The sequence below is a fragment of the Streptomyces inhibens genome (genome assembly GCF_022221585.1).
Classification (GTDB): domain Bacteria; phylum Actinomycetota; class Actinomycetes; order Streptomycetales; family Streptomycetaceae; genus Streptomyces; species Streptomyces inhibens.
In genome coordinates this window covers 1-23,618 of record NZ_CP084681.1, presented here as the reverse complement: position 1 = coordinate 23,618, position 23,618 = coordinate 1, and the positions used below count along the sequence as shown (strand labels likewise).

Below are 23,618 nucleotides of genomic sequence, written 5' to 3'. Positions count from 1 at the left end.
AGGTGGCCGGCTCCCGCCCTGGGGACGTCAGTGCCTGAGGCTGTAGCGGATCAGGCGTGCGCGGGCGTCCTTCGCGGGCAGGCCGAGTGCCTGCCCGATCGTTTCCCACGATGCTTCATCGGCCTCGGCGGCGTGGGCGGCCTCACGGCCGACGCGGCCGCTCGTGCGCTCCAGCGCCGCCACGGCCTTCAGCGCAGCCAGCGGTGCCTGGTCGGCCAGAGCGCTCAGCTGCTCGTCCAGCCGCTCCAGCAGGTCCGCCAGTTGGGCGGGCAGCGGAACCGACCGTGACTCGACCTCGCCGATGTGCGCTTTCCAGTCTTCGTACGGCCCCGGGGTGTCGAGGTCGTAGGCGCGTGCGCCGTTCGCTTGGTCCCAGTCGATCGGGTAGTGGCGCGCGCCGCGCCAGCCGCATGAGCACGAGCTGCGCATGTGGTCCGCCCGCTGCCTGCCCCGCCTGCCGTCGTAGGCCCACCACTGACTGGTTTGGTGCATGTGGCTGCTGCTCCCAATGTCCAGGTACACCGGTTCGGGCTCGCTGCCGTCGGCGAGGACTGCCCCCCGCCATCCGTTCGTGGGACGACCCGAACTCCTCGGTCTGCCACTGCATGACGTCTCCTTGGCGAGCTGTGCGGCATATGCCAAGCCCGAGAATGCCCGAGCCGGGGAGGCGGCGACCGGCACAGCTCAAAACCGGTCACGTCGTGTGCTCTTCTGTCATCACCGAGTGGGCGCGGGAGCGGCCAAGGGCATCGGGTGTGGACGTGGCGTGTGCCAGGGCATCGGCGTCAGCGCGCCGGCCTAGCGCAGCAGAGTGCCGGGATGCCGAGGACGAGGCTGGTCATCTCACCTCGGAGGCCGCGGTATCGATCGTGAGGGTCGCCTCGTAGGGGCGAGTCCGTTACGGAACAGGGCGCGGCGGTGTTGCCACTTGGCGTGCTTGGCGTGCTTGGCGTGCTTGGCGTGCTTGGCGTGCTTGGCGTGCTTGGCGTGCTTGGCGTGCCTGGCCGATTGGCCGGAGCCTGGCGGCAGGGTTGGTGGGGCGCATCAGCGCGAGGAAGAAGAAGCACTTCACCAGCAGGAAGTCGCCCAAGTGCTCACTCGGCCGCGACCGCCGAGGAGGTTGGTGGTCTGTTGGTCCAGGCTCTGGAGGTGGCGGGCGCACTGGGCGGGGTGAAGACGTAACCCTTGCCGCCTGGCCGGGGAGGCGTAGCCCTTGCCGCCGGTCGTGAACGCGGCAATGTCCAGACTGGGTGGACGGGTAGCCGAGCGGGGCGAGCGCGTGGTGCTGCCAGCCGATCACGCTGCCCGGGAAGGCGTTGGCATCCCGTAGCGAGGCGGTTCTCGCACATCGCCACCGTGCGCGGCCGCTCAAGCGCGGTGCCCATCACAGCGCGGGTGCCATCGGTGTCCAGGTCCACGTTCTCGGCGTAGACGTAGACGTAGACGTCGGCGGCGAAGGCGGCCCGCTCGCACCAGCGCTGGCGGGGCGGGTATGGCGTGCCGGGGTTGCCGGCAATCCGCAATGGCCATCTCACGCAACGAAAACTCCCTGTGCTGCGTTCGGTGAAGCAGCAGGCGCCGTCGTCTTCACCGCCGCGGTCGACCTGTTGGGGTACCAGATGGCCGCAGGGGGCGAGGCGCTGTTGCAGCTCGGCCTCGTCGTGCACCTCTTGCCGCCGGTGCGCTTGAACAGGCAGCTGTCCGCCGAGCGCCAGAGGGCGCCGCAGCCGCCGTCGGCAACGGTGCAGTGCGGCAACGATGCAGTACGGCAACAATGCAGTGCGGCAACAATGCAGTGCGGTGCGGTGTGGTGCGGCGCCTGACGAACTCCCACGTGGTCACCGCAGAGCCTCCCCTTCCTAGCCACCGCCCACCTCCACGCAGCCGGCGACTTCACGTAAAGACCACGCCGCTTCCTGGCGTTCAGGAAGCCACCTCATCCCCTTTAACCCGTCACCTCGATCGACCGCTCTCTGCGTCATCGGGGACGATGCGATGTCACTGATCGCCTCACCCGGGAGCCTGTGTGTCGTCCAGGAGCGCAGACATCGACTTCACATTCACACGCGAGGTCACGGTCGGGGCGACCGTCGATGCCCTGGCGGCCGCAGGGTGGTCCCTCAAGGAGCCTTTGGGCATCTCGTACGTGGTGAACGACAACGACATGTTCGACTGGCAGTCCACCACCAGCGACCGCGCGCAAGAGGTCCTGACACTCCTGGACGCGCCCGAGAACGCGGATTACCACGTCGCCGTCTGCGTCTACCACGTGCGAGCGGACACCGGCGGTCAGCTCCTCTTCTTCCCGCGCCGCACAGCCTGCAGTTTCAGCCCGACCATCAATCGGCGGAGCCTGCCCGGCTCACCTGCCTTCACCGACGTGGGGTGGTACCTCCATACGCTGGTGCCGCCCCTTGTGGCCGTTGGACTGGAGGGCTACGAAGCGCGGGACATCGGCTTTTGAGATGCGGCTCGCCGGCGGCGGCAGGTGAGCAGACGCCGTCTCTTCATCGACGTGGCATCGACGTGGCATCGACGTGGCTTCGACTGGCATCGACGTGGCTTCGACTGGCATCGGCGTGGCAGGCAGTGGTGGAGCTGGCCGAGCGTGCGGTTGAACAGGTACCCAGGGCAGGGCGTGGGCGTGCCGGTCTTCGCTCTCGCGTCGGCGCCGACAGTGGGCTTCGGCGCCCGGTGAGTGGGTGGTGGGTGTGTGCGTGAGGTGGCGAAGGCCACAGGCATCCGGTGTGGCTGGGCCGGTGGTTCTTCATGAACCGCCGCCCGAGGTACGTGCGTTGGGCGACGGTTCGGGTGATCGGGCTGCTGCGCGTGTGCTGCCGGCTTCGCGGCGACGGCGTGCACCACGCCATGCGCGGCATCGCCCGCCTGCACAACGTCGGCATTGCCGGGTGGCCGGCTGACGGACCGGCACGTCGGTGTGTTCCGATACTGCCCGGCAGGGTCACGCTACGTTGCCGTATGTTCCGCTGCTTCGGGCAATCCGCGACACGCGAACACGCGACTGTGCCCATCTCCCCTCGTGCTCAGCCGCCTTGGCCGGCGGCCGCTCGCAACGGGCATCCGGTGCCGACACGCGCATCGAGTTCGGTCCGCAGGGCGGCGAGTTCGGCCATGCGCGCGTCGATGACCTGGATCTTCTCCTCGAACAGTGCAGAGAGTGCTTCCGCGGCGTCCGGCGCGTCGCGCAGTTCCTCGCCGTGCCGGGAGATCTCCGCCAGGGAGAATCCGAGGGTCTGCGCGGTACGGATGTAGTGCAGCCAGGCCACTGTCTCGGGCGGGAAGTCGCGATAGCCGTTGGGCAGCCGTCGGCCGGCAACGAGGCCGACCTTCTCGTAGAACCGAAGGGTGTCCTTGGTCATGCCCGCTTGCGCGGCCAGTTCCCCGATCAGCATGACCCTCCGTCGGATGATGGGCTTGACCTTGGAGCGTACTCCACTGTTTAGCGTGAGCCGTCGCTGCCGTCGGACCAGCAGGAGCTCATCGTGATCCGTCTTTTCGCCCCTTCCCGCGCCGCCTGTCTTGGCGTCGTACGCGCAAGTGCCTGGTACGACCTCGTCGTCACGGCGGGATTCGCGACGCCGTGGACATACGCTCTGCTGCACGGCGCGCTGTCATCGTTGGGTGGCGCGCTCGGGCTGGGCGTCCTGCCCGACCGCGACCCGATGCAGACCCTGTACGCGAATCTGTTGGGTTCGGTCGTGGTCGTCTGGGCCCTCCTGCGCATCGTCAAGCCGCTGGGGGTGCACGCACTGTTCGACGGCGTCGCGCGCACGCTGTTCGCGACATGGCAGGCGTACGCGGTGGCCCACGGCGCCACGCGGCTGCTGTGGCTGTTCTTCGTCGTCGAGGTGGCGTTCGGCGTCGTTCAGCTTGTGCTGTGGTGGCGCAACCGGCACACCAACCTGGTGGACGGCCTCGCCGACCCGGCCGATGGACACGCGCTCAGCGCAGCAGTCGGTGATGCCCGGGGTGGGTCAGGTGCGCCGGCAGCGGGGGCGTAGGGGGGTGTCGAAGCGGTTGACGGCCGCGTGGGCGCCGCGGTGCAGGACGTGCCCAATGGCTGGCGCGGTGAGGGCAAGCTTCGGCCAGCGGTGCCGGTCGGCGTCGGATCCGGCGGCAGCCTCGTCCATCTCCGCCTCACCTCTGCCTCGTCCATCTCCGCCTCGCTTCTGCCTCCGCCTCTGCCTCTGCCTCCGCCTCCGCCTCCGCCTCACCTCTACCTCCGCTTCAACTCTGCCTCCGCGCCAGTGCTCGTGCCCAGAGGGAATCCCACGCACACGCGCTGGTGGCGGCTGCAGCAGTGAAGGCCGCAGACGACGTCAAAGACGACGTCCCGTCCTCGGCCCTTGAGAAAATCGGTGACGGCCGCGCGCAGTGACAGCCGAACAGCCACACACGCTCGCAGAAGCTGGCGCACGCAAGCTCAGCGAGAGCCTGGAGCGGGACGACGGCCATGAGCGTCACGAGCGGCAAGCCCTCCGTTGACCTGCGGCTTTTCCCCACGCTGTCCATTGACATGGGCCGGGGCGCGCTCTTCGTTCCGTTCCACGGTGTGCGTCTGCCGTGGGCGACGCGGCATTGGCTGACGCCCGAGCAGAGCGTCAGCACGCGCTGTGAGAAGGTGCTGCATGTCCAACTCCTTGCGGTTCTTCTTCGAACCCGGCGTCCCGCACACCCCGCTGTGGCCACACGAGATCGACAGCCCCTACGGCTACCCCTGCGATCTGGAACGCTTGCCGATCAGCTCGGCCACCCGGACCGAACTGGCGAGGCTGTGCAAGTGGTTTCAGTCCTCCATCGACTGGAAGAACCCACCGGGTCCGTCTCCGTGGCCCTATGAACAGCAGGAGCTGTTCAGCCGGCAGGCGGACGCTGCACTGGAAGCGCTGCGCGGTGAGTTGGGCGACGAGTGGAAAATCCTGGATCAACGCCTACCGTGGTGACGCCGATGTTGCAGTGGGCCGGGCCATCGAAGACGACCCGGCCCACTGCAACCGTTGGAACCAGCTTGGAGCCTGTTGCGATCAGAGAGCGTTCCGAGGCGACCGTTCCGAGGCGACCGATCCGGTAGGTGGGTTGGCTTGGAGCACGATTTCGGGTTCCCTCACGCCTCGCCTGTGGCCGCTGCCGTCCTTGGTCCCGTGGCACGGCAGCCACCGCTGCTCTACCTGCCGCCGCGGCCGGCCACCTCGGCGCCACGCTCCGGCCCCGCACCACCAGGTCCGCCCCACGGTGCTCCTGGGCCCGAACCAGTACGACAGCCCGGACGCGAGGACCGCTCCCACCGGAGCTTGAACGCCGAGAGGCCACCGTGAAGACACCGGCCGCTGGCCGGTGACCATCATGGGCCGGCCCTGTCCGACTCTGGCCGGCCACAGCCGGGTCCGCGTCCATACCGGCATCGGCCGTGACACCCGAAGCGACCTCGACCAGGACCGCCGCGCCTACGTCTGGGACAACGACGGCGACACCGCCCCCTGCGCAACGACCACCGCCGCCCACCGCCGCTTCGTCGACTCCGAAAGCTGGGGACGACACGGCCACTGGGTTCACGGCCACTGGGGCCACGGCCACTGACCGTCCCTAACCCGGTGGGCGGGACTTGGTCACTTCACTCCCACCCGCCACCCCTGGTGCGCCGCAGGCCCTGGGCCTGCGGCGGGTCAGCGCCGCATTCAAGAGCCGTCATGTGCCTGAGGTGCCGGCGTCCGTGTCGGCTGCACCCGCTCGACTCGACGTCGGTGTCCGTGCGGCTGGCAGCAAGTTGCCGAAGGGTGTCGCGTTCGCGGCGGTCGGCGGTCGGCGGTCGGCGGTCGGCGGTCCGCGGTCAGGGAGGGACCAACGCGGTGCGAGCGGGGCGGCGCGCGCCGTGCCGGTTCCAGGCTTCGGTGCAGGTTCCAGGCTTCGGCGCCGGGCGCTGCTCACGGTGATGGTGTCTGCTCACGGTGATGTGTCTGCTCAGGGTGAGGGTGTCTGGTTGCGGTCGATGAGGGTCTGGATGCTGTCGAGGATGCGGTCGAGGCCGAATTCCAGGGGGTCGACGGCGTCGGGGGCGAAGGCGCCTGCGGTGATGGCGCGGGTCAGGGCGGGGAAGCGGTCGGCGTGGCGGTTGAGCAGTTCGCCGGTGAGGTGGTTCCACTGCCTGTTGTGCTCCTCGTCGAAGTCGATCAGTTGCTGGACGAGGGTGCGTACGAGGCCGGCGACGAGAATGAAGATTCGGTGCTGCTGGACCGCTGTCAGGCCGGTTGGCTCCAGTGCGGCCAGTGCCGCGTCCAGCCAGCCGAGCTGGTTGGGGCCCATGAGCTGGCGGCGCATCGCGGTAGCTGCCAGCAGCCAGGGGTGGGCCTGGTGGGTCTTGGCGGACTGGCGGGCCCATTCGGCGATCTGTGGGCGCCAGCCGCTTCCCGCCGCTGACAGGTCGGGGATCGGGGCGAGGGTGGACTCGACCATCAGCTCGACCAGTTCGGTCTTGCCGGGCACGTAGCGGTACAGGGCCATCGCCGAGAGGCCGAATTCGGCGGCGACCTTGCTCATGGAGACGGCGTCCAGGCCCTCGGCGTCGGCGATGGCCACAGCTTTCTCGGCGATGCGGTGGGGGGTCAGGCTCGGCTTGGGACCGCGGGTCGGCCGGTCCTGCTCGCCCCACAGCAGCGCGATGCCTTCGCGCAGGTTACGAGCCTTCTCCGTCGCCATGCGGCCTCCCTCTCGGTGGATTTGGCGGGTCGGTTGACGCCACCTCCAACTGTATATACCTTAAACACAACTGCTGACGACATAAACAGTTTAGGGGGAGCACCTATGCTCGGCACCATCCTCACCCTGTCCGCCACCGCCCTCGCCACGCCCCTCGCCGGCCTGCTGGGCCACCGCCAACTCAAGCGCACCGCGAACGCTAAACACCTGCGCATCACCACCCCGAACGGCATCGACGAATCCGGCTTCGTCCGCATCGGCGGCATCGACCAATGGGTCTCGGTCCGCGGAGAGGACCGCCGCAACCCCGTGATCCTGGAGATCCTGGGAGGCCCCGGCGCCTCCAACCTCATCTTCCTGTCCCGCACCCGGGCCTGGGAGCGGCACTTCACCATCGTGCGGTGGGACATGCGCGGAGCCGCCAACACCTTCGCCGCCACCGGCCCCGCCGGACAGGGCGAGATGAGCCTCGACCGGCTCTACCACGACGCGGTAGAAGTCACCGAACACATCCGCACCCGGCTCGGCGTCGCGAAGGTGCTGCTGGTCGCCAACTCCTTCGGCACCGTCCTCGGCCTGCGCCTGGCCCGAAACCACCCCGACCTGTACTCCGCCTACGTCGGCACCGACCAGAACATCATCGCCGGCGGCCGCGAACACTCCGCCTACCGCTCGCTGGTGGCCCGACTCCAAAAGACAGGCAAGAAGAAGGCCCTGGCCGCCGTCACCGCCATGAGCGCCGACAAGTCAACGTGGAGCGTGGAGCAGCTGTCGCAATACAACAAGCTCGTCCTCACCACCGACCCGCTGTCCTACGACACCATGAAAACCGTGGTGATCCGCTCCCTGTGGTTCTCACCCCTGCACACCCTGCGCGGCCTGCGCACCTACCTGAAGGCCATGACCTTTTCCGAGCCGCTCGCGCTCGAAGCCGTGGCCATCGACGAGTGGGCCGAGGGCACCACGTTCGACATCCCCTTCTTCATCTTCCAGGGCGACGCAGACGTCCTCACACCGCCCCGGCCGGCCAAGCGACTCTTCGACGACGTGACCGCCCCGGTCAAGGACTTCGCACTCATCCGGGGCGCCAGCCACTTCGCGTCCTTCCGCCACCCCGACCAGTTCCTCACCCTGATGCTCACCAAGGTCCACCCGGCGGTCACCGGCAAACCGGCCACCAACTGAAACGCCACGCTCCCAGCCCCTTCCCCCACCACCGCCCAGGTCACGCAGCACACGCAGCCGACGGCGACCGGCGACAAACCAGAAGGCACCCGCGGCCCTCAACGGGCACGACAGCCCTGTGCCGTGCCCACAACCCGCCCGGACACCGTCCTGGAGCACTCCCACACAGCCGACCCACCCGGCCCAGAACGCCACCACCACCACCACCCAAGCGATCAGCGACCTGGGGACACTGACCGGCACGCTCCAACTGAACCGGCCGGCGACCGTCAGCACGCCGATCGGCGCGCTCCTCACCACCGCACCGGGCACCGGACATGCGACGCCCCACGTCGACCAGGCAGCGCGCCTGCACGGCCCACTGCTCGCGCATGAACGGCCAATGCCGACTGCTGGCCGGACGCCCCCTTCCCACAAGGCACGCCGCCGGCCCCGCACATCCTGACAACGGCACGCCGCAGCTCACCTCAGGGAGCTCCGCCTTTCAGTGACGCACCGGGGTCAAACACAAAGTGGTCTGTCCAAGGCGGCCGCCACGCTCGGTGTACTCGTCGAATTCCGGCGGGCACGCACCTCGACGAGTCGCATTGATCATGACCTTGTAGTCGGCTTTGGCATCGCTACAACCGATGGTGAAAAGGACCGGGTCCGCATGCGTACCGCGGTTCTCCAGGCAATCCCCCACAACGGCATCGCGCGCGACTTTCGCCGAAGGCTTGCCGTCGTCGCTGACGACGGTCAGCACCCAAAACCCGGCCCCGACAACGAACACAGCGCCGAGAGCGATCAGCGGCCGCAGCCACGGACGCCGCACAGGCCCCGTCGGCGTGAACATCGGCCGACCTGGCTGCTGTACCGGCGGCTGGCCGTAAGCCGGCGGCTGGCCGTAGGGGAGCGGACCACCACCAGCAGGCGCGCCGTAGGCGGCAGGACCACCCTGACCGGCAGGCGCCCCGTACGGCACCGGACCGGGCTGACCATAGGGCGTGGGGCCATGGGGCGTGGGGCCATAAGGCGTGGGGCCATGGGGCGGCGGTGAATACGCGGACATACACATCCCCCTGTTGCGACGCGGCTATCTGACGCCGACTCGAGTTCAACCACCCTATGAGGCCCCCACACCCACCGCACAGCGCCCACACCCCGCCCTCAGACAACAAAACAAGACGCACAACCGGATCACCAAGCGGCGCACTGCCCGCGACATCCCACTGCGCACACCTCAACCACCCCGAAAACACCCACCGCCAGCCGAGAAACGCCACAGCAACCCACACGACGGTGCTACGCCCCACCCACCCCACGCCCACCACTCACCCCACCACTCACTTGCCGCTACCACGCTCTTCTCGGCCGTGGCCACAGACGGCCACTCAGCGGGCTTGATGCCCAACTGCGACAGCCGCCGTGCTGCTCCGTCGACAGCTGCGCCCACCGGCCGGCCTGCCGCTCCAGCCATTCGCCCAGATCATCGCCTTCGCACAGCACGCCAGGTGGGGATGCCACGCGGCTACGCCGTCTACCACGACAACTGCAACATCACCTGGAACAACGACCGCGACACCATCTACCTCTACAAGCCCGGCGGCAGCCACGTATGCCGCAGAGGATCAGCGCGGCCAGGGCGGCGAAGACCAGCTGCGGGGTGGAGAACTGCGGCCCCGGCGTGTGGTGGTGAACGTCGCCAGCACCAGGCTCAGCCCGGCCACCGTCGCTCGACGTCCACTCCCACACCAGGAACGGAAACGCCCGTGACGGCAACGGCTACGTCACCATCCACTGAGCAAGCGAGCTGGCCATCCGCCCAGCGCGACGGAGCCAGCTCGTGTTGCGCCTCGGGGGCGCCCATACCCGCACCCCTCTTCCGGAGCCTGGCAGAAATCAGCGATCCGGCGGATGCAGCGTTCGGCGACGAGCACACACGAGGATCGGCGGGATGACGAACCAGGTCCGGCAGTTCACGTGCCGGACCCGGCAGTGTCAGCCATTCATGGCCGCCCAGAACTCCTCGAAGGACATCTGACGGTCGCCGTTGGTGTCGAGCGAGTCGATCAGCTCCTGGGCCTGCGACTCGGTGATCTCCGAGCCCTCCAACTCCGCCACGACCTTCCGGTATTCGGCCGCGGTGACCTGGCCGTCCCCGTCGATGTCGTAGCGCTCGAAGACCTTCCGCGCCGCCGTCTCCACGATGTCTGCCATGTGCTCCGCCCTTCTGCGATCTTCGCTGACGGGCCCAGATTATCCGTCCACGCGGAGCAACGCGGACGCGCCCAACCTGCCTGGCTGTTGCGGGCCGAGCTCGTTCCAAGGCCCGTGAAGCCACCGCCGGCCGTGATCACTCGATGGTGAGTTCCTCGTAGCTGATGGTGACGGTCTCTGTCGCCGGGCTCACGTTCCCCGCTTCGAGCGTCGAGCCTTGCCAGCTGCTGTCCACGCCTTCACGAAGTGGTACCGGACCATCGGCTTGTTCCCACCGTGCTGAGTGATCGTGATGTTGGGAGCGTCGTGAACGGACCCCTGCTGCTAGGAGGTCTTGCGGACCACTCGGTGATGCGGTGCTTGCCTCCGCACCCCGCGTGATCGTGATTTCGCCCGGGCCATCGCCCGCCGACGGCACAGCAGTCCTGCTACTGCACGGCGCGCCGACACCCTTCACCGTCTCCACCTGGAACTCTCCCAGCTCGACGCTGAAGACGTTGGTAGAGGCGGTGTCGCCGAGAGCCATGATGTCTTCCTTTCGGCCGAAGCCGTGACCAACACAGTGACTCCCTCTCGGCTGCCGAGCCACGCACAGCTTCACCCGCGTGAGTCACTCCAGAACAACCAACGGCTCCTGCAGACCTATCGGACACACCCCAGTTGGCCAGTGACCAGGATATTTGGCCGCACCGAGCATTCTGGTTGGCCCGCCTGAGCGGTTCAGGTCCTGCAAGACCGCAGACCGCAGACCGGCGGGGCGGGGTGGGGTGTCAGCGCCGCCTCTTAGGGTTTCGGCGAAAGCGCAGGGGATCTGCATGCGAACCTCGGGAGGGCGCTGTGAGCGACGGGATTCAGTGGTTGATGGACGGGAACACCGGGAGGGAACCGATGGTTGGTGTGGTCTTCGCTCGCGGCATCGATGCCCATGAGTTGGCGGTGCGGCTGGGGGCACCGCAGGGGCCGGGCGGCGATGCGATGACCGACGCCGAGGTCTGCGATCTGGATGTGGAGGCATACAGACCGGGTGAATCCGGTGACGGTGGTGGTCCGCGTTGGCGAACACGCCGGGTGGGCATTCGCGATCGAGTACGGCCACTGCGAGAGCCTGTCGCGTCTTGAGGAGGTCTCCCGCGAGGGCGTAGAGGCCGTGTACTACTCGTACAACCCCGAGCATCCGCCGACCATCGTCCTCTACGCGCGCGACGGCCGCAGCATCTGCGGCTTCGGGCTGGGGGAGGAGCGGGTCCGTTGGGGCCAGGAGCCCGATCTGCTGGTACCCCGATCTCGTCGCCGCCCAGATCCTCACGGCCGACGGCACCGCTCTTCGAGACGACGAAAGCGACGACGACAGCGATCGTGAGCGCCGCGCCCTGGCCGTCTTCGAGGAACGCTTCCGCCTCTCCTTGCCCCAAACCGTGTTCACCGTTGCCCGTCTTCGTGGTGCACGCGGTCAACGGGGCGCCTGCTGCGGACTTCGACGCTGTGTGCACCTGGGCATCCGCCAACGGCCATCCCGTCCCTGACGCGCGCCTTGGTCTGGTCCCCGCCGGTCTGCGCCGGACCTACGTGCGTGCCACCGACCCCCAGTGGCAGCAGCGCCTCGGGTACAGGTCCGCGGGGCCGGCCGTCGGCAAGTTCCACGCCAGCGGGGCCTTGAGGAACGCTTCGAAATAGTTCTTTCCTCTGAGTGCACGGCCCCGCACTGAGCGCTGTAGTTGGCCCTTTTGCGCGCGAGAGGCCCGCAGGGTCGGGGTGGGGCGCGATTGGCTTTGCTGCCCCGGCCCCTCTGAAAACCTACTTGGCCACTCGGGCCAACGAGGGCGCTCAGTCACAGCTCGTGTCACTGAGCGCTTCAGCTGGCGGATGAGCGGCTCGATGACACTATCGGGCAGGCCGGCCTCGCCGATCAGGGCGATCTCCTGGTCTCGCCCGCCGTCGCCCGCCGTTGGCTGCCGTCGGCACAGACGCAGGAGAGTACGTGGGTTAGCCGAAAAGGGGCCAGCTACCTTCGACGGCGCAGGGGTAGCCGGGTCGGCGCGGTCGGCGATCAGGCCGTAACGCAGGTACTGGCCGTCCTAGTCGACCGGCGTGTCACCAGCGGTGCCCCTCTGCACCCCTCGCCTCTGCACCCTCGCCTCGGCAGAGGAGTCGGGAGGCGAAGCCGCGGGAATCCTGTTCGCGATGGGCACGGTCGGTCGTCGAAGGAGAATGGCTACATGCGCACCCTGACGTTCGTCGTCGGTACAGGCCGCAGCGGGTCGACCGCACTGTCGGCATCGTCAAACGCGCATCCGGACGTGCTCAGCCTCAATGAGCTGCTGTCGTCGGTGCAGAGCCGGGGCTTTCCCAAAGGCCTCCTGGGCGGTGGGGAGTTCTGGCGGCTGCTCGCCGACCCCAATCCGCAGTTCGAGTCCATGATCCGCAGCGGCGTGCCGATGCCGGAGTTCGTCTACACCCGCCGCCCCGGACGGTTCGCGACGCAGACCACCGGCATCCCCGCCCTCTCCCTGATGGTACTTCCGCACCTCACCGACGATCCGGACGGGCTGTTCGACGAGCTCGAGAAGCAGGTATGCCGCTGGCCGGACCGTACTGCCGCGGGGCACTACGAGGCCCTGTTCGATCTGCTGTGCGCCCGATTCGGGCGGACAGCGGTTGTTGAGCGGTCCGGCTATTCGACGGAGCGGGTTCCACTGCTGCGCAGGGTCTTCCCCCGGGCGCGTTTCGTGCACCTCTTCAGGGACGGGCCCGACTGCGCCCTGTCCATGAGCCGGCATACGGGCTACCGGCTGATCCTCCTGCTGCGGGAAATCCTCGCGCGGACCGGTGCCGAGCGCCCCGACGACCTGACACAGGACCAAATCCGTTCCCTGCCGCCCGAACTGGCGTCGCTGCTGGCGGAGCGATTCGACCCCGCACTCGTGCTGGACAGTGACCTGCCGCTGACCCGATTCGGGGCGCTGTGGTCGGAGCTCATCGCCCGCGGCGTGGACCACCTCAGCGACGTGCCTGCACCGATGCGGACCACGCTCGCCTACGAGGACCTGCTCGACGAGCCCCGCAAAGAGCTGACGCGACTGGCAGACTTCATCGGCGTCGAACCGCTCCCGCAATGGCTCGATGTCGCGAGCGCGCGCCTCGACGGCAGCCGCCGGGGCACCTCCCAACGGCTGCCGACGGCTGAACTCGCCGCACTGCGGGAGTGTTGCGCTCCCGGCGCACGCGCCCTGGCGGGCGGCGAGGGCTAGGCAGTGCCCGGCAGGTCAGTCGCCTCTTCAACGGACTACCTCCGCAGCAGCGCCTCCCTTCGGTACCTGACCGCTGGTGCCCGCTGATCGGCGGCACGGCCGCCTGCTGGCGCATCAGCTGACCCAGAGCCCTCGGGCGAGAGCCGGCGTGCGAGGCACCGGCCGCGTCGCCGATCGGGCTGGCCAGGACACCTCGGCGACCTGCCCCCGAAGTCGTCGGCGAATGCCTGCACGAGCGCGGCGCCGACGTGCTGGCGCCGGTAGGCGTCCGCCACCCAGACCAGGAGGATGCGCGGGCGCAAGGCGTCATCCTGCTCGCCGCACCGTGACCCGCCGATCAGATCCCAACGGCGGTGCTGGCGGGCGCCCGGATGCCGAACGCCCACGCCGCATGGCGGGCAGTCTGGTGTGCTCCCCTACCGCCGCCCCAAGGCTCTCGCAGGTTCACGCCACAGAGGCACTTGCCGCCGCTCGGCATCGTCACAGCGCGAAACTTGACGGGTGTCGCGCCGTAACTGAGGTTCTGGTCTCTGCCACCCACCCAGGGCCGGATGGGCGCCTCATCCAACTCGACGTACCCGGTCCAGCGGTCCACCCACCCGGGGGACCGCTCGGGGAACCCCCGTCTCCGCTCTTGGGCGGGCGACAGCGTCGGGCGAAGCCACACCCTCCCGGCGGTCGCCCGACCGTTGAGGCACACACCGCGCCCCCTGGCTTGTCCACGCAGGAACCTCAGGAACGCGCCGGGCAACGAGTCGAAGTCGACGCCACGGAACAGCTCCCGCCCGCCGGGAGCAAGCCAGCCGTCAAGGGGTAACGCGAGCCGGTCGGCGAGCGCGTGAAGCTGCTGTAGTCGTGGTCGAGCTCGGCTACACGCAGCGCTTCGCCCGTAGCCTCGACATGAGGGAACTGAACGCACAGGGTGACCCAACACGGGCCGTCACCCAACACGAAGGTCGAGGTACGTGGTCCGCTCCACCATGCGCTCTGCTCCTCGTCCTGCTGCTTGCGCATCCTCGCCGCCTTGCGTGCGAAGTGGCGGCGTTGTCGTCGTACCTCGTACCACAGGGAACGCGATCGCCACGGCGCCGAACTCCGCTTCCAAGCCCTGACCGAACGCGAGGAGAACAACAGCGTCGCCATCGCCTCGAACGAGTCGTTCGGCGGCTGGACGAAGACCTTCACCCCCCCGCCTGTGCGCGGCCATCGTCGACCGGCTCACCTTCAACGCCACCATCATCGAGACCGGCACCGACTCCTACCGCCTCGCCAGCACCCGAGCCCGGGCCGAAGCCGAGCCCGGGCCGAAGCCGAGGCCGGCCAGTGCCGTAGCAGGCAACGTTCGCCCTGTAGACCGTGACGCCCGTCGGGCGATGTCCGCAACCGGCCAGCGTAACCGAGGGACATGGCTGCCCGGCCTGCCATCGGCTCCGCCACCACGACGCTGCGCTTCGCGCGTTGTGCTGTTGACTGCCGCGATCGGCGGCCCCGGAAAACGGTTCGACGGCTTTGCGGGGTCCTGACACAGTGGCGCACCATGCCGAACTTCGAGCTTGTGACCGCCGCGGACGTGCAGCTCATGCAGGGTCTGGCGCAGCGTGTCACCGCCACCCGCCCGGACCTGGTGAACAGCGACGCGACGTACGGCGAGCTGGCCTGGAACTGGGGCAAGGGGCACGCCAGCGACGGCGCAAGCTGGCCGCGTCGGCTGTGGTTTTCCGGCGGGAATCTGGTGGCGTGGGGCTGGGCCTATCTTCCGCACCAGGTCAAGCGGAGCGACGGGTCGGTGAAGGACATCACGGCGCCTATCTGGCGTATCAGGTCCATCCCGACCACGCCGGGCTGGTTGACGAGGTGATCGACTGGTACGACGGTACGGCGGCGGACATCGAGCGTACGGTGATGCCGAGCGCCGCCGATGAGTTCGCCCTGAAACGATGGGCGGCGCACGGCTATGAGACCGACCCGGCCTCGCTCGGCGACACCGGGTCCTGGACCCAGCTCAACGAGCGGGACCTCACCGACGTGGAACAGCCGGTACTGCCAGCCGGATTCCGGTTCCGCACCGCCGACGAGGCCGGGCCGAAGGCCGCGGTCCAGGCCCATCTGGACGCCTGGGCTCCCTCGACGTACACGGCCGAGGGCTACCAGGGCGTCCGGAGGACGGCGACGTACCGCGGCGACCTGCACATCCTGGTGGAGGCGCCGGACGCAACGATGGCATCCTCGACGATCATGTGGCTCGACGAAGCGAACAAGACCGCTGAGTTCGAGCCGGTCGGGACGCATCCGCACTACCGCCGTCTGGGGCTGGGAAGGGCGATGCTTCTGCACGGAATGCATCTGGCGCGGGCAGCCGGGGCCACTCATATGACGGTCGCCTGCCTGGGCGCGCCGGGGCATCCCAAGGCACGCGGCCTGTACTACAGCGTCGGGTTCCGGGAGCTCACGCGGGACGTGCCGCTCATCCGCTCATCAAAACCAAAACCGCGGGCTGAGGACCGGGCGTTCGGGTAGCCGCTGGTCAAGCCACGTTGGCTCGGGCGACGACCTGACATAGGCGGGTGTCGACGGCGCGGCGGTTTCGCCAGATGATGCAGCGGCGGATCATGCTGCCTTGCTCTTTGTGGCTGCGATGGTCGGTGCCGTCAGGGCGAAGTAGCGCAGCGCAGTGAACTGGACTCGGACAGCCCAGCCCAGCCCAGCCCAGCCCAGCCCCCTCACGAACGCCGACCGACCCATCCATCTCGGCGACACAGCATCGCCGTCACCACTCGCGAACATTCCCAAGCAAGTTGATGGCCCACTGCTGCTGAAACTCATCGACAAACGCTGTCGCTGAAGGCGAACGAAGCCACTCCGCACGATGAAGGGCCCGGGTGCTTGCCGAAGTCATCCCCGAGGCCAGCACGATTACCCCGCCGCCCGCCGCCCGCCGCCCGCCGCCCGCCGCCCGCCGCGCACACCAGCCCCGCGGCCAGCAACTTCACGATGCACAGCGCACAAAGCGCGCGCTCGGAACGCAGAGGCAACTGATGCTCGCGCAGCGGGCCCTGTTTGACCTTGACACGGTGACAAGGCCTTCACTGCTCGCCAAGGAGGTGGTCTCGATGACGATCACGAGACAGGACACGAATGCGATACGAGCGCTCCAAGGGCTAGAGGACAGCCGTTCGTCCGTACGACTGCGGGCTGCTCTGGCCGTCGGCACAACGCCTGACCCACGCTTCGTCGACAAACTCATCGAGCGATGCGCGATCGAGCCGAGTTCTTCGTCCGCGACATGCTGACCTGGGCGCTCACCCGCCACCCAGTGTCCATGACGCTTCCCGAGCTGGTCCGCGAAGTCCGCTCGCAGCGTGCGCAAGCACGGAGCCAGGCACTGCACACGCTGTCCAAGATCGGGGACCGGGCAGGCGTGGCCGGCGATCACACGGCGCTGTTGTCCGACGCCGACGACGAGGTGGCGCGGAGCGCTTGGCGCGCCGCGGTCGTGCTCGTGCCGAAAGGCGAAGAGTCCGCGTTGGCCGCGGTGCTGGCGAGGCAGCTCGGGCGCGGTGGGCGCCAGACACAGTTGAGTCTCAGCCGGGCGCTGGTCGCGCTGGGGGAAGTGATCGTGCCGGCTCTGCACGCTGCGACGACGGCCCCCGACCCGTGCGTGCGCACACACGCACTCGCCACGCAACGGCTGCTGCGCGAACCGGACACCGGATTCGAGTTCGCGATCGAGGAGGCGAAGCGCGTTGTGGCCCTCGGCAGGTCCGGCCAGGAGGGATGATAAGACGTGTTGATCGGTGAGGTGGCGCGACAGTCCGGGGTCAGTGCCCGCATGCTCCGGCATTACGAGTCGCTCAATCTGGTGCAGCCTTCGGCCGTACGGGCTCCGGTTATCGGGAGTACTCCGCAAAGGACATCCGGCGCATCTTCCACATCGAGAGCCTGCGGTCACTGGGGCTGTCACTGGCGTGAGATCGGGCGCGCACTCGACGATCCCAGCTTCACGCCCTCGGCGCTCGTCGGCGACCTCATCCGTCAGACACGCGAACGCATCGCGGCCGAGACCGGAGCTGCTCACGCGGCTGCGCCGGATCGATGCTGCGGACCCCGCCGGCTGGAAGGACGTCCTCCAGGTCGTCGCGCTCCTCCAGGCACTGGGGTCAAAGAGCGCCGACGCACGCCAGCGCGCGGCCCTTTCCTCGGCCGACGAGGTTCCGGTGCCGGTGGAGGCCCTGGTCGAGGCGGTACTGAGCGAGACGGAGCCGAACGTCGCCGGAGCCCTTCGATGGGCGCTGGCGCGATCGGGCGACGGCGGCCCGGCACTGCTCGCGAAGGGCCTCGACTCACCGGTGGCCGCGGTGCGGGAACGTGCCGTTCAATCCCTCGCCGAGATGCCCGGCGATGAGGCTACCGCGCAACTGCGGCACGCTCTCGCGCACACCGACGTCGTGGTCCGCGGGTATGCGGCTCTGGCACTCGGGACACGCGGAGTGGCCGACGCGGTCCCGACCCTCATCGACATGATCATCGAAGGAAAGAACGACACCGATGCAGCCGATGCACTGAACGCGCTGGCGAGCGACACCGCAACGGCGCATCAGATCGCGACCAAGCTCGTCGACCACCTCGCCCACGACACCACTGAAGCGCCTGCACGCGGACGGCTGGCCCAAGCGCTGGCCGCCGTCCCAGGAACGACGGCGTCACGCGCCCTCGTGGAACTGTCACACGACGAAGACCGTGCCGTTGCACTGACTGCGGCATACCTTCTTTCAGCTACGCGACGCACAGTGACGGACCTCTCCCGAGGTGCCACGTACGCGGCCCGCAGGGCGGAGCGATCCCAGACATATCACCATCCACCGAAGGGAGACAGCGAACCTCCTGGCCGGCTTCCGCAGCACCACCCCAACACCGCAGCGGACGACGAGACCACGGTCGTCCACTTCCAAGTGCTGCTCCAGCGCCCATAGCCACGGAACGTCGTCATCCCAGCACGCCTCAACTGACGTTCAAAGAACACCCACCACCCGACCCGACCCCGAAATGCCCAGGCCAGGTACCCACCCCACCTGGCGGGCCAACCGCGACGCCCAGCCCGCCCAACTCGGACGCTAAAGGGCAACCGAGCCGCTACGTCTCAGCTTGTGTGACTGAGCACCCCAGTTGGCCACCGTGCGTGCTTGTTGGCCACCGGGGCGCCCAACCGCGCCCGGACATCCTTCACCTTCGGCCGCTGCCCGAACAACTGCACTTGCGCCATCGTCCGTGCCCGGACGGGATCTGCCGTACGCCTCGTTCTTTCGCGGCGGCCACGCGATCCACCACTGCGCGCACTTCGACCTCGGTTACCGCGCAGCACTGACCATGCATGCGCCGAGAGCAGCAGCCCCTGCGCCGCAGAACACCACGACGAGGCGAACCGTCCAGTTGTCCTGGTCTATTGCCACCCGGATCGTTAGCCGCGAACGCACGCTGCTTGCCTTCGGGCCGCCACAACCAGCCTCACCACCAGCCTCTTCGTTACCCCGGCGCCGTCCGCGACTGCCGCACCCACCTCTGGAACCGGAACCGATGCCATTGTCGTGACCCCCACGGCCGCCGCCGACAACTGCAGCACGTGGTTCGACAACAACGGGCCCGGCGGCGCCGGCCGGGCCCACAAAAGCGCCCCGGCGTCTACGTACAAAATCACGATCACCTGCGTAGACGGACAGCGGAACACCAGCGCCTGGCGCTATGGCTACGCCAAGGCCGAGTGCTCGTACGGCGTCGACTGGGAAGACGCCGTCTACGACACGAAGTGACCCTGAGCCGCCCGCACAAAAGCCACTGCGGGCTGTGACGGACAGGCGGTTGCCGCCTCTCGCGGGCAGCAACCACGCCCCGGTGACCTAGCCGAGCGGCACTGCAGCCGAAGAGCTCAGTGGGCCGCCGATCAAACTTCGTCGGCACACGCTCAAGGCTCAGTGCCACAGGCCAGTTACTGTCCCGACGCGAGCTGTAACCCCTTGTCACCGCACAGGCGGTCCGGACACCCCTTCACTCCAACGGTCGGCGGACCTCGCCCGTGCCCAGTGCGATCACGGCCCGGGGCCGCATGGGCCCCTCGCTGCGCCGGGAGAGCAAGACCACCTCCTCGACCACCGCCGACAGCGCGCCGAGCCGGACAGCACACTCGGCGGCCAAGCGCTTTGGGTCCTGGGTGCGACCGAGAGACAAATGCGGGGTGAAGCCACCGACGCGCCCGCGGCAAAGGGGAAACCGCAGCCCCAACTCCCGGTAGAGACGGGCCCACGGCGCCGAGTCCGCCGCAGCCGGATCGAGCCACAACGTCGCGTAGCGCCGGTGCCGGAAGTACCGCACTCCGGCCAGGCGCGCCGTGAACGCCGTGCTCTGCGCCGCCCCGGCGGAGAGCAGCGGCACGGCCCGCGCGAACGCCTCCTCCGGCACGAAGCCGAACAGCAGATTCACATGCGGCGGCCACCGCCGGACCTGCGGATCGTGCTCCCAGCGGATGTCCTGAATCACCGGCCAGAGCCTCCGCGGCGGCAGCCACGCCACCGCCGTCCGGGCCGTCGGCGCCACCTCGAGCACATCTACCGGCTCGGCCCCGCCGAAGACCGGATTTCCATTCACACGGCCATGCTCCCAAACCGGGGCTCGAAAAACCGTCCAGAACCTCCCCGACGGCGCGCGCGCCAAGGCATGGCTTGTCACTCGGCACCGCCCACCGGTCCGTGCCGTAGGGACGGCGTAGAGGCCGGTGATCGGTCCTGCACACCACGCTGCCCTGCTCGAACCCCAGCACCGACCAGGCCAGGTCGGCCACCTCTGGCAACTTGTTGCAAAGTTACCTCACACATGGCAACTTTGTAACAAGTAAAAAAGTATTGCTTCGAGGGGTGGGCGAGTGCTTCAGATCCAGATCGGCGCCGAGCGCGCCGCAGACGCGGACGACGGCCTGGGACGGACCGACATCGGCTGGCGCCCCGGCATGAGCGAGCACGAGGCCTGGGAAGCCGGCCGCGGCATCTGGAAGTTCAACGCCGACCGGGCCCTCTCTCAAAACGAGGTGCAGATCATCAACACCGAGGGCACCGTTCTCGCCGTCGCAACGATCACCGGAATCTCCAAGCGCGGCGACCGCTACGCCCTCGAAGGCGACCTCCTGCACGGCGACCCCCGCGTCGGCAAACCCACCCCCAGCCCGCATCTGTCCCGCAACCCCATCACCTACATCTGAAAGGGAGCGGCCCGGTGAGTGACTTCGACGCGATCGACTCGCTGCTCGCCGCCGTCGGCCCACACGCCGGCCTCCCGGCTCCTGACGCCCGGCGGGAGCTGCGGGAGCGGGCGCGACTGTCCAAAGCACAGGTGGCCCGCGCCCTCGGCGTGAGCCCGTCCACGGTCGGCGGATGGGAAAGCGGCCGGGAGCCCGTCGGCGAGACACGCACCAAGTACGCGTATCTGCTGGACGGTCTGAGCGCCAAACTAGCCGCCGAGACCCAGACCCAGACCGCGGCGACGCCCCTTGCGGAACAGCCCGCGGCACCGGACGCCACCACAGCAGCCGCCGCCCCTTCGCCGGATCTCAACCAGAACCAGAGCATCGATGAGGAAGAAGCCCTCACCACCGCCGAGCCCTGTGTGCTGTGCGGCCGTCCGGCCCACCACCGGGTGGCAGGGTTCGTCCAGCACCTGGACCCAGCCGACTGCCGGCCCACCACGGCCACGGCACCTGCGCCTGCCTCCGAACAGCCCACACGACAAACCCCGAACCAGCCCTCACGCACGACACGTCCGGTAGAGCGTGCCAAGGAGCCGGCCCGGCGCGCCTTCCAGAAACCGTCCGGCCCGGCCGACCTGATCCACCAAACGGTTCAAGACGCGCTCGCCGAGCACCAGGGCGACGTCGACACGGCCACCACAGCCTTGTTGAAGAAGGCGATCCCCGACGCGATGCGACTACTGGACGAAACCCGCAAGGGCGCCCGCTACGACGTCATCGCCCACCCCTGGATCCCGGACATCCTCAAGAAGCAGACCTCCCGCGGCGCGGACCAGATCTGGGAGGCCCGCCCCAAGTGGACCCGCCACGAACTCCCCCCCGGCAGCCACGAGGTGACCGCACTCGACATCAACGGCGCCTACCTCTCCGCCCTCAAGACCCACCTCCCACTCGGCCAACTCGAACACTCCGCCGGCCCCGCCCACGACCGCCGCCGCGCCGGAGTACACCTGATCACCCCACCCCCCTGGGACCACGAGGCGGTACTGCCCAACCCGATCGGCAACCGGGACGAGCCCGGCCCGCTGTGGGTGACCGAACCCACCCTGCGCCTCCTGCTGCGCCTGTCCGGCCCGAAGTACGGGCTGTGCGCGCCGCCGGAGATCCATGAGTCGTACACATCCGGAGCCACCGAGAACCTCCTGGAGAAGTTCCGCGTCGCCCTGAAGGACGCCCGCGACACGGCGATCACCAAGAACGACGAGGTGACACTGGAGTACGTGAAGGCGATGTACTCCAAGTTCGTCTCCACGATGGGCGAGTCGAACTACAACCGGGAGCTCTACCGCCCGGACTGGATGCACATCATCCGCAGCCAGGCCTTCGCCAACCTCTGGATGAAGGCCTTCAAGGCCCACGACGAAGGCCTCGCCGTCGTCCGCGCGATGGGCACCGACGAACTCCACGTCATCGGCGACTGGCGCCGCGTCTTCCCCGCAGGACGCGGTGTTACCGAGGTCAAGGTCAAGGACACCTACACCACCGGCACCAACACCCACACGATCACGGGGGAGAAGCAGGAGTAATGCCGGAGAAGAACATCGACTTCGGGAAGTCCGGCGCCACCGGCATCAAGGACAGCGGGGAGCGGATTTCATTGAATTCTTCTTCCCTGCAACTGAGTGAATGCGTTCGCCCTTCTAACGGACCTTAGTGTTTTCTATCTAGCGCCATGAAGGCTTACTTCTGAGTATACTTGGCGAGTACTAACGCGAATTTACCGGGGAGGATCGCGCCCCTGGACCGCGTCGAATAATGAGGCGAAAAGAAGGAGAGCACCGGATGCCGGAGCACACCATCGAATTCGGCAAATACGGCGCGCGCGGCATCAAGGGACACGCCGCCGTCGCCCGCCAACTCGATGCACTCGCCGGCTACATCACCACCCCCATTACCACCCGGCGAGGCCTGATGGCCCGGCTGCGCTACCTCACCCGCACCGACCACGCCCGCGCCGCCGCCCGCGCCGCCGGCCTGACGGTCACCGACCGCACGATCAAAGCCTGGATGGAAGGCAAGCGCCGCCCGTCGAAAAAGAACCTCGAAAAGATCGAGACCGCCTATCTCACGGTGCGTCGGCACAACGTCGCCCGCTACCTGATCGCCCGCCTCAACCGCGAAGGCCGCGGTACTCGAGTGGAGTTCCACCCGCTCAACCAGTCCCAGGTGTCCAGGCCGCTCCAGCGCGTGGTCGAGTTCCGTACGCTCAACGTCCGCCGCTGGGACCGCATCGTCGAGGCCTGGGCCAAGGGGGACGATGCATCCCTCGATGACGCATGGGTCAACGACGCCGTCGTCGACCTCGGCTCCCAGTGGGGCCAGTACGAGTACGTCACCAACATCGGGTTCGCGGCCTGACGGTATGGCAGGCTACAAAGTCGGCTGCGCATCTCAGGTCTGACCACATATCAGCAGAACCCGTGCGACCGGGAACAGCCCGCTCCATCATCTCCTGAACGCACCACGGTTCCCAGTACGTGGGCTCGCCGCCACCTGCCCGATGCCGTTCTCCCGTACGGCCGAGCCTTCCTCGCCCTGGAGCGCCTGTGGCAGCACCTCCCACCCCTGCACTTCCTACGCCCGTCAGGGAGATCATTGGGCCGATCTCACAGCCCATTAGCTGATGGCGTCACACGATGAGGCGGGGCGGCGGCGCCAGCACTGGGACCGGGCCATTCGCAGTCTTGAACTTCCCTACAGGGGAGGCTTTTCACAAATTCAACGGAGTGATGGCGGGAACAATAGTTAAGGGAAACTCCAGAATCCCTGAAATTATTTTGACGGACCATCAGAGAATCTATGGAAAGCCGAAAGTGGCCGACCCTCAACCCCGTAGCCAGCCCCAGGAATTCGCGGAGCGAATTCCGTTAGGCCGAATTGCGGAGCAATTCGTGCCGCAGCCAACGGAGTTGGCTGCATCCGGCGGCGGAGCCGCCGGTGCGCCGCGCGGAGCGCGGCGAATCTCCCGCCGCGTAGCGGCGCGC

21 protein-coding genes and 5 pseudogenes are annotated in these 23,618 nt (G+C 68.1%); 18 read left to right on the top strand and 8 right to left on the bottom strand.

Features of this window, described 5'->3' with window-relative positions; genetic code table 11:
- Window positions 1-27: 27 nt before the first annotated feature.
- Window positions 28-492: a hypothetical protein gene (locus KI385_RS00130; RefSeq protein ID WP_342593415.1), complete on the bottom strand. Its 465-nt coding sequence runs from the start codon at window positions 490-492 to the stop codon at window positions 28-30.
- Window positions 493-1,316: 824 nt separating this feature from the next.
- On the opposite strand from KI385_RS00130, the gene KI385_RS00125 reads away from it, so the two are divergent.
- The 3 genes and pseudogenes from KI385_RS00125 to KI385_RS44385 form a co-directional block, all read left to right on the top strand.
- Window positions 1,317-1,823, top strand: a complete 507-nt coding sequence (locus tag KI385_RS00125; RefSeq protein WP_238570199.1) for a hypothetical protein — start codon at window positions 1,317-1,319, stop codon at window positions 1,821-1,823.
- 203 nt (window positions 1,824-2,026) lie between these two features.
- Entirely contained in the window at window positions 2,027-2,464 is a 438-nt protein-coding gene (locus tag KI385_RS00120) for a hypothetical protein (protein WP_238570198.1), read from the top strand.
- 359 nt (window positions 2,465-2,823) lie between these two features.
- Window positions 2,824-2,910: pseudogene (locus KI385_RS44385) on the top strand (IS5/IS1182 family transposase); the annotation flags it as partial.
- A 134-nt stretch (window positions 2,911-3,044) separates the two neighbouring features.
- Here the strand turns inward: KI385_RS44385 and KI385_RS00115 are convergent.
- Window positions 3,045-3,413 (bottom strand): MerR family transcriptional regulator, encoded by a 369-nt coding sequence (locus KI385_RS00115; RefSeq protein WP_238570197.1) that lies wholly within the window; start codon window positions 3,411-3,413, stop codon window positions 3,045-3,047.
- Window positions 3,414-3,503: 90 nt separating this feature from the next.
- Between KI385_RS00115 and KI385_RS00110 the strand changes: the two genes are divergently transcribed.
- From KI385_RS00110 to KI385_RS00100, 3 genes are all read left to right on the top strand, one after another.
- Window positions 3,504-4,022, top strand: a complete 519-nt coding sequence (locus tag KI385_RS00110; protein ID WP_238570196.1) for a hypothetical protein — start codon at window positions 3,504-3,506, stop codon at window positions 4,020-4,022.
- A gap of 627 nt (window positions 4,023-4,649) precedes the next feature.
- Window positions 4,650-4,964: a hypothetical protein gene (locus KI385_RS00105; protein WP_238570195.1), complete on the top strand. Its 315-nt coding sequence runs from the start codon at window positions 4,650-4,652 to the stop codon at window positions 4,962-4,964.
- 400 nt (window positions 4,965-5,364) lie between these two features.
- Window positions 5,365-5,598, top strand: a complete 234-nt coding sequence (locus KI385_RS00100) for a lamin tail domain-containing protein (protein ID WP_342593414.1) — start codon at window positions 5,365-5,367, stop codon at window positions 5,596-5,598.
- A gap of 381 nt (window positions 5,599-5,979) precedes the next feature.
- On the opposite strand, the gene KI385_RS00095 is transcribed toward KI385_RS00100, so the two are convergent.
- Window positions 5,980-6,714, bottom strand: a complete 735-nt coding sequence (locus KI385_RS00095) for a TetR/AcrR family transcriptional regulator (RefSeq protein WP_238570194.1) — start codon at window positions 6,712-6,714, stop codon at window positions 5,980-5,982.
- Between the two features lie 105 nt (window positions 6,715-6,819).
- On the opposite strand from KI385_RS00095, the gene KI385_RS00090 reads away from it, so the two are divergent.
- A complete protein-coding gene (locus tag KI385_RS00090; protein WP_238570193.1) occupies window positions 6,820-7,899 on the top strand; it encodes an alpha/beta fold hydrolase in 1,080 nt (359 codons plus the stop codon).
- Window positions 7,900-8,383: 484 nt separating this feature from the next.
- On the opposite strand, the gene KI385_RS00085 is transcribed toward KI385_RS00090, so the two are convergent.
- From KI385_RS00085 to KI385_RS00065, 3 genes are all read right to left on the bottom strand, one after another.
- Window positions 8,384-8,734, bottom strand: coding sequence for an LppU/SCO3897 family protein (locus KI385_RS00085; protein WP_238578083.1), 351 nt, complete (start codon window positions 8,732-8,734; stop codon window positions 8,384-8,386).
- Window positions 8,735-9,879: 1,145 nt separating this feature from the next.
- Complete coding sequence (locus KI385_RS00070; protein ID WP_238570192.1) at window positions 9,880-10,098, bottom strand: EF-hand domain-containing protein; 219 nt, start codon at window positions 10,096-10,098, stop codon at window positions 9,880-9,882.
- Window positions 10,099-10,234: 136 nt separating this feature from the next.
- Window positions 10,235-10,624 (bottom strand): hypothetical protein, encoded by a 390-nt coding sequence (locus KI385_RS00065; protein ID WP_238570191.1) that lies wholly within the window; start codon window positions 10,622-10,624, stop codon window positions 10,235-10,237.
- A 498-nt stretch (window positions 10,625-11,122) separates the two neighbouring features.
- Here KI385_RS00065 and KI385_RS00060 point away from each other — a divergent pair, with 498 nt between their 5' ends.
- The 5 genes and pseudogenes from KI385_RS00060 to KI385_RS00040 all read left to right on the top strand — a co-directional run bounded on the left by KI385_RS00060 (window position 11,123) and on the right by KI385_RS00040 (window position 15,863).
- Window positions 11,123-11,458 carry a hypothetical protein gene (locus tag KI385_RS00060; protein WP_238570190.1) on the top strand — a complete coding sequence of 112 codons (336 nt, stop codon included), beginning with the start codon at window positions 11,123-11,125 and terminating at the stop codon, window positions 11,456-11,458.
- A gap of 856 nt (window positions 11,459-12,314) precedes the next feature.
- A complete protein-coding gene (locus KI385_RS00055; RefSeq protein WP_238570189.1) occupies window positions 12,315-13,346 on the top strand; it encodes a sulfotransferase family protein in 1,032 nt (343 codons plus the stop codon).
- A gap of 1,063 nt (window positions 13,347-14,409) precedes the next feature.
- Window positions 14,410-14,641 (top strand): annotated as a pseudogene (locus tag KI385_RS00050) (ATP-binding protein); the annotation flags it as partial.
- Between the two features lie 242 nt (window positions 14,642-14,883).
- Window positions 14,884-15,204, top strand: a complete 321-nt coding sequence (locus KI385_RS00045) for a hypothetical protein (RefSeq protein WP_238570188.1) — start codon at window positions 14,884-14,886, stop codon at window positions 15,202-15,204.
- Window positions 15,201-15,863, top strand: coding sequence for a GNAT family N-acetyltransferase (locus tag KI385_RS00040; RefSeq protein ID WP_238570187.1), 663 nt, complete (start codon window positions 15,201-15,203; stop codon window positions 15,861-15,863). Before KI385_RS00045 ends, KI385_RS00040 begins: the two co-directional genes overlap by 4 nt.
- A gap of 7 nt (window positions 15,864-15,870) precedes the next feature.
- Here the strand turns inward: KI385_RS00040 and KI385_RS44130 are convergent.
- A pseudogene (locus KI385_RS44130) lies at window positions 15,871-16,034 on the bottom strand (transposase); the annotation flags it as partial.
- A gap of 422 nt (window positions 16,035-16,456) precedes the next feature.
- Between KI385_RS44130 and KI385_RS00035 the strand changes: the two are divergent.
- The 3 genes and pseudogenes from KI385_RS00035 (at window position 16,457) to KI385_RS00025 (ending at window position 19,150) form a co-directional block, all read left to right on the top strand.
- A pseudogene (locus KI385_RS00035) lies at window positions 16,457-17,124 on the top strand (HEAT repeat domain-containing protein).
- A gap of 6 nt (window positions 17,125-17,130) precedes the next feature.
- A pseudogene (locus tag KI385_RS00030) lies at window positions 17,131-18,115 on the top strand (MerR family transcriptional regulator); the annotation flags it as partial.
- Window positions 18,116-18,928: 813 nt separating this feature from the next.
- Window positions 18,929-19,150: a hypothetical protein gene (locus KI385_RS00025; RefSeq protein WP_238570186.1), complete on the top strand. Its 222-nt coding sequence runs from the start codon at window positions 18,929-18,931 to the stop codon at window positions 19,148-19,150.
- Window positions 19,151-19,385: 235 nt separating this feature from the next.
- Here KI385_RS00025 and KI385_RS00020 read toward each other — a convergent pair whose 3' ends face one another.
- Window positions 19,386-19,982: a 2'-5' RNA ligase family protein gene (locus KI385_RS00020; RefSeq protein ID WP_238570185.1), complete on the bottom strand. Its 597-nt coding sequence runs from the start codon at window positions 19,980-19,982 to the stop codon at window positions 19,386-19,388.
- Between the two features lie 274 nt (window positions 19,983-20,256).
- Between KI385_RS00020 and KI385_RS00015 the strand changes: the two genes are divergently transcribed.
- From KI385_RS00015 to KI385_RS00005, 3 genes are all read left to right on the top strand, one after another.
- Window positions 20,257-20,589 (top strand): hypothetical protein, encoded by a 333-nt coding sequence (locus KI385_RS00015; protein WP_238570184.1) that lies wholly within the window; start codon window positions 20,257-20,259, stop codon window positions 20,587-20,589.
- 14 nt (window positions 20,590-20,603) lie between these two features.
- A complete protein-coding gene (locus KI385_RS00010; protein ID WP_238570183.1) occupies window positions 20,604-22,160 on the top strand; it encodes a helix-turn-helix domain-containing protein in 1,557 nt (518 codons plus the stop codon).
- A 256-nt stretch (window positions 22,161-22,416) separates the two neighbouring features.
- Window positions 22,417-22,992, top strand: a complete 576-nt coding sequence (locus KI385_RS00005) for a transcriptional regulator (protein ID WP_238570182.1) — start codon at window positions 22,417-22,419, stop codon at window positions 22,990-22,992.
- The last annotated feature ends 626 nt before the right edge of the window (window positions 22,993-23,618 follow it).

Coding starts and splice junctions, on each gene's coding strand:
- KI385_RS00130 (WP_342593415.1), bottom strand. CDS start 492: ATGCACCAAACCAGTCAGTGGTGGGCCTACGACGGCAGGCGGGGCAGG.
- KI385_RS00115 (WP_238570197.1), bottom strand. CDS start 3,413: ATGCTGATCGGGGAACTGGCCGCGCAAGCGGGCATGACCAAGGACACC.
- KI385_RS00105 (WP_238570195.1), top strand. CDS start 4,650: ATGTCCAACTCCTTGCGGTTCTTCTTCGAACCCGGCGTCCCGCACACC.
- KI385_RS00100 (WP_342593414.1), top strand. CDS start 5,365: ATGGGCCGGCCCTGTCCGACTCTGGCCGGCCACAGCCGGGTCCGCGTC.
- KI385_RS00095 (WP_238570194.1), bottom strand. CDS start 6,714: ATGGCGACGGAGAAGGCTCGTAACCTGCGCGAAGGCATCGCGCTGCTG.
- KI385_RS00090 (WP_238570193.1), top strand. CDS start 6,820: ATGCTCGGCACCATCCTCACCCTGTCCGCCACCGCCCTCGCCACGCCC.
- KI385_RS00085 (WP_238578083.1), bottom strand. CDS start 8,734: ATGTTCACGCCGACGGGGCCTGTGCGGCGTCCGTGGCTGCGGCCGCTG.
- KI385_RS00070 (WP_238570192.1), bottom strand. CDS start 10,098: ATGGCAGACATCGTGGAGACGGCGGCGCGGAAGGTCTTCGAGCGCTAC.
- KI385_RS00065 (WP_238570191.1), bottom strand. CDS start 10,624: ATGGCTCTCGGCGACACCGCCTCTACCAACGTCTTCAGCGTCGAGCTG.
- KI385_RS00055 (WP_238570189.1), top strand. CDS start 12,315: ATGCGCACCCTGACGTTCGTCGTCGGTACAGGCCGCAGCGGGTCGACC.
- KI385_RS00045 (WP_238570188.1), top strand. CDS start 14,884: ATGCCGAACTTCGAGCTTGTGACCGCCGCGGACGTGCAGCTCATGCAG.
- KI385_RS00005 (WP_238570182.1), top strand. CDS start 22,417: ATGCCGGAGCACACCATCGAATTCGGCAAATACGGCGCGCGCGGCATC.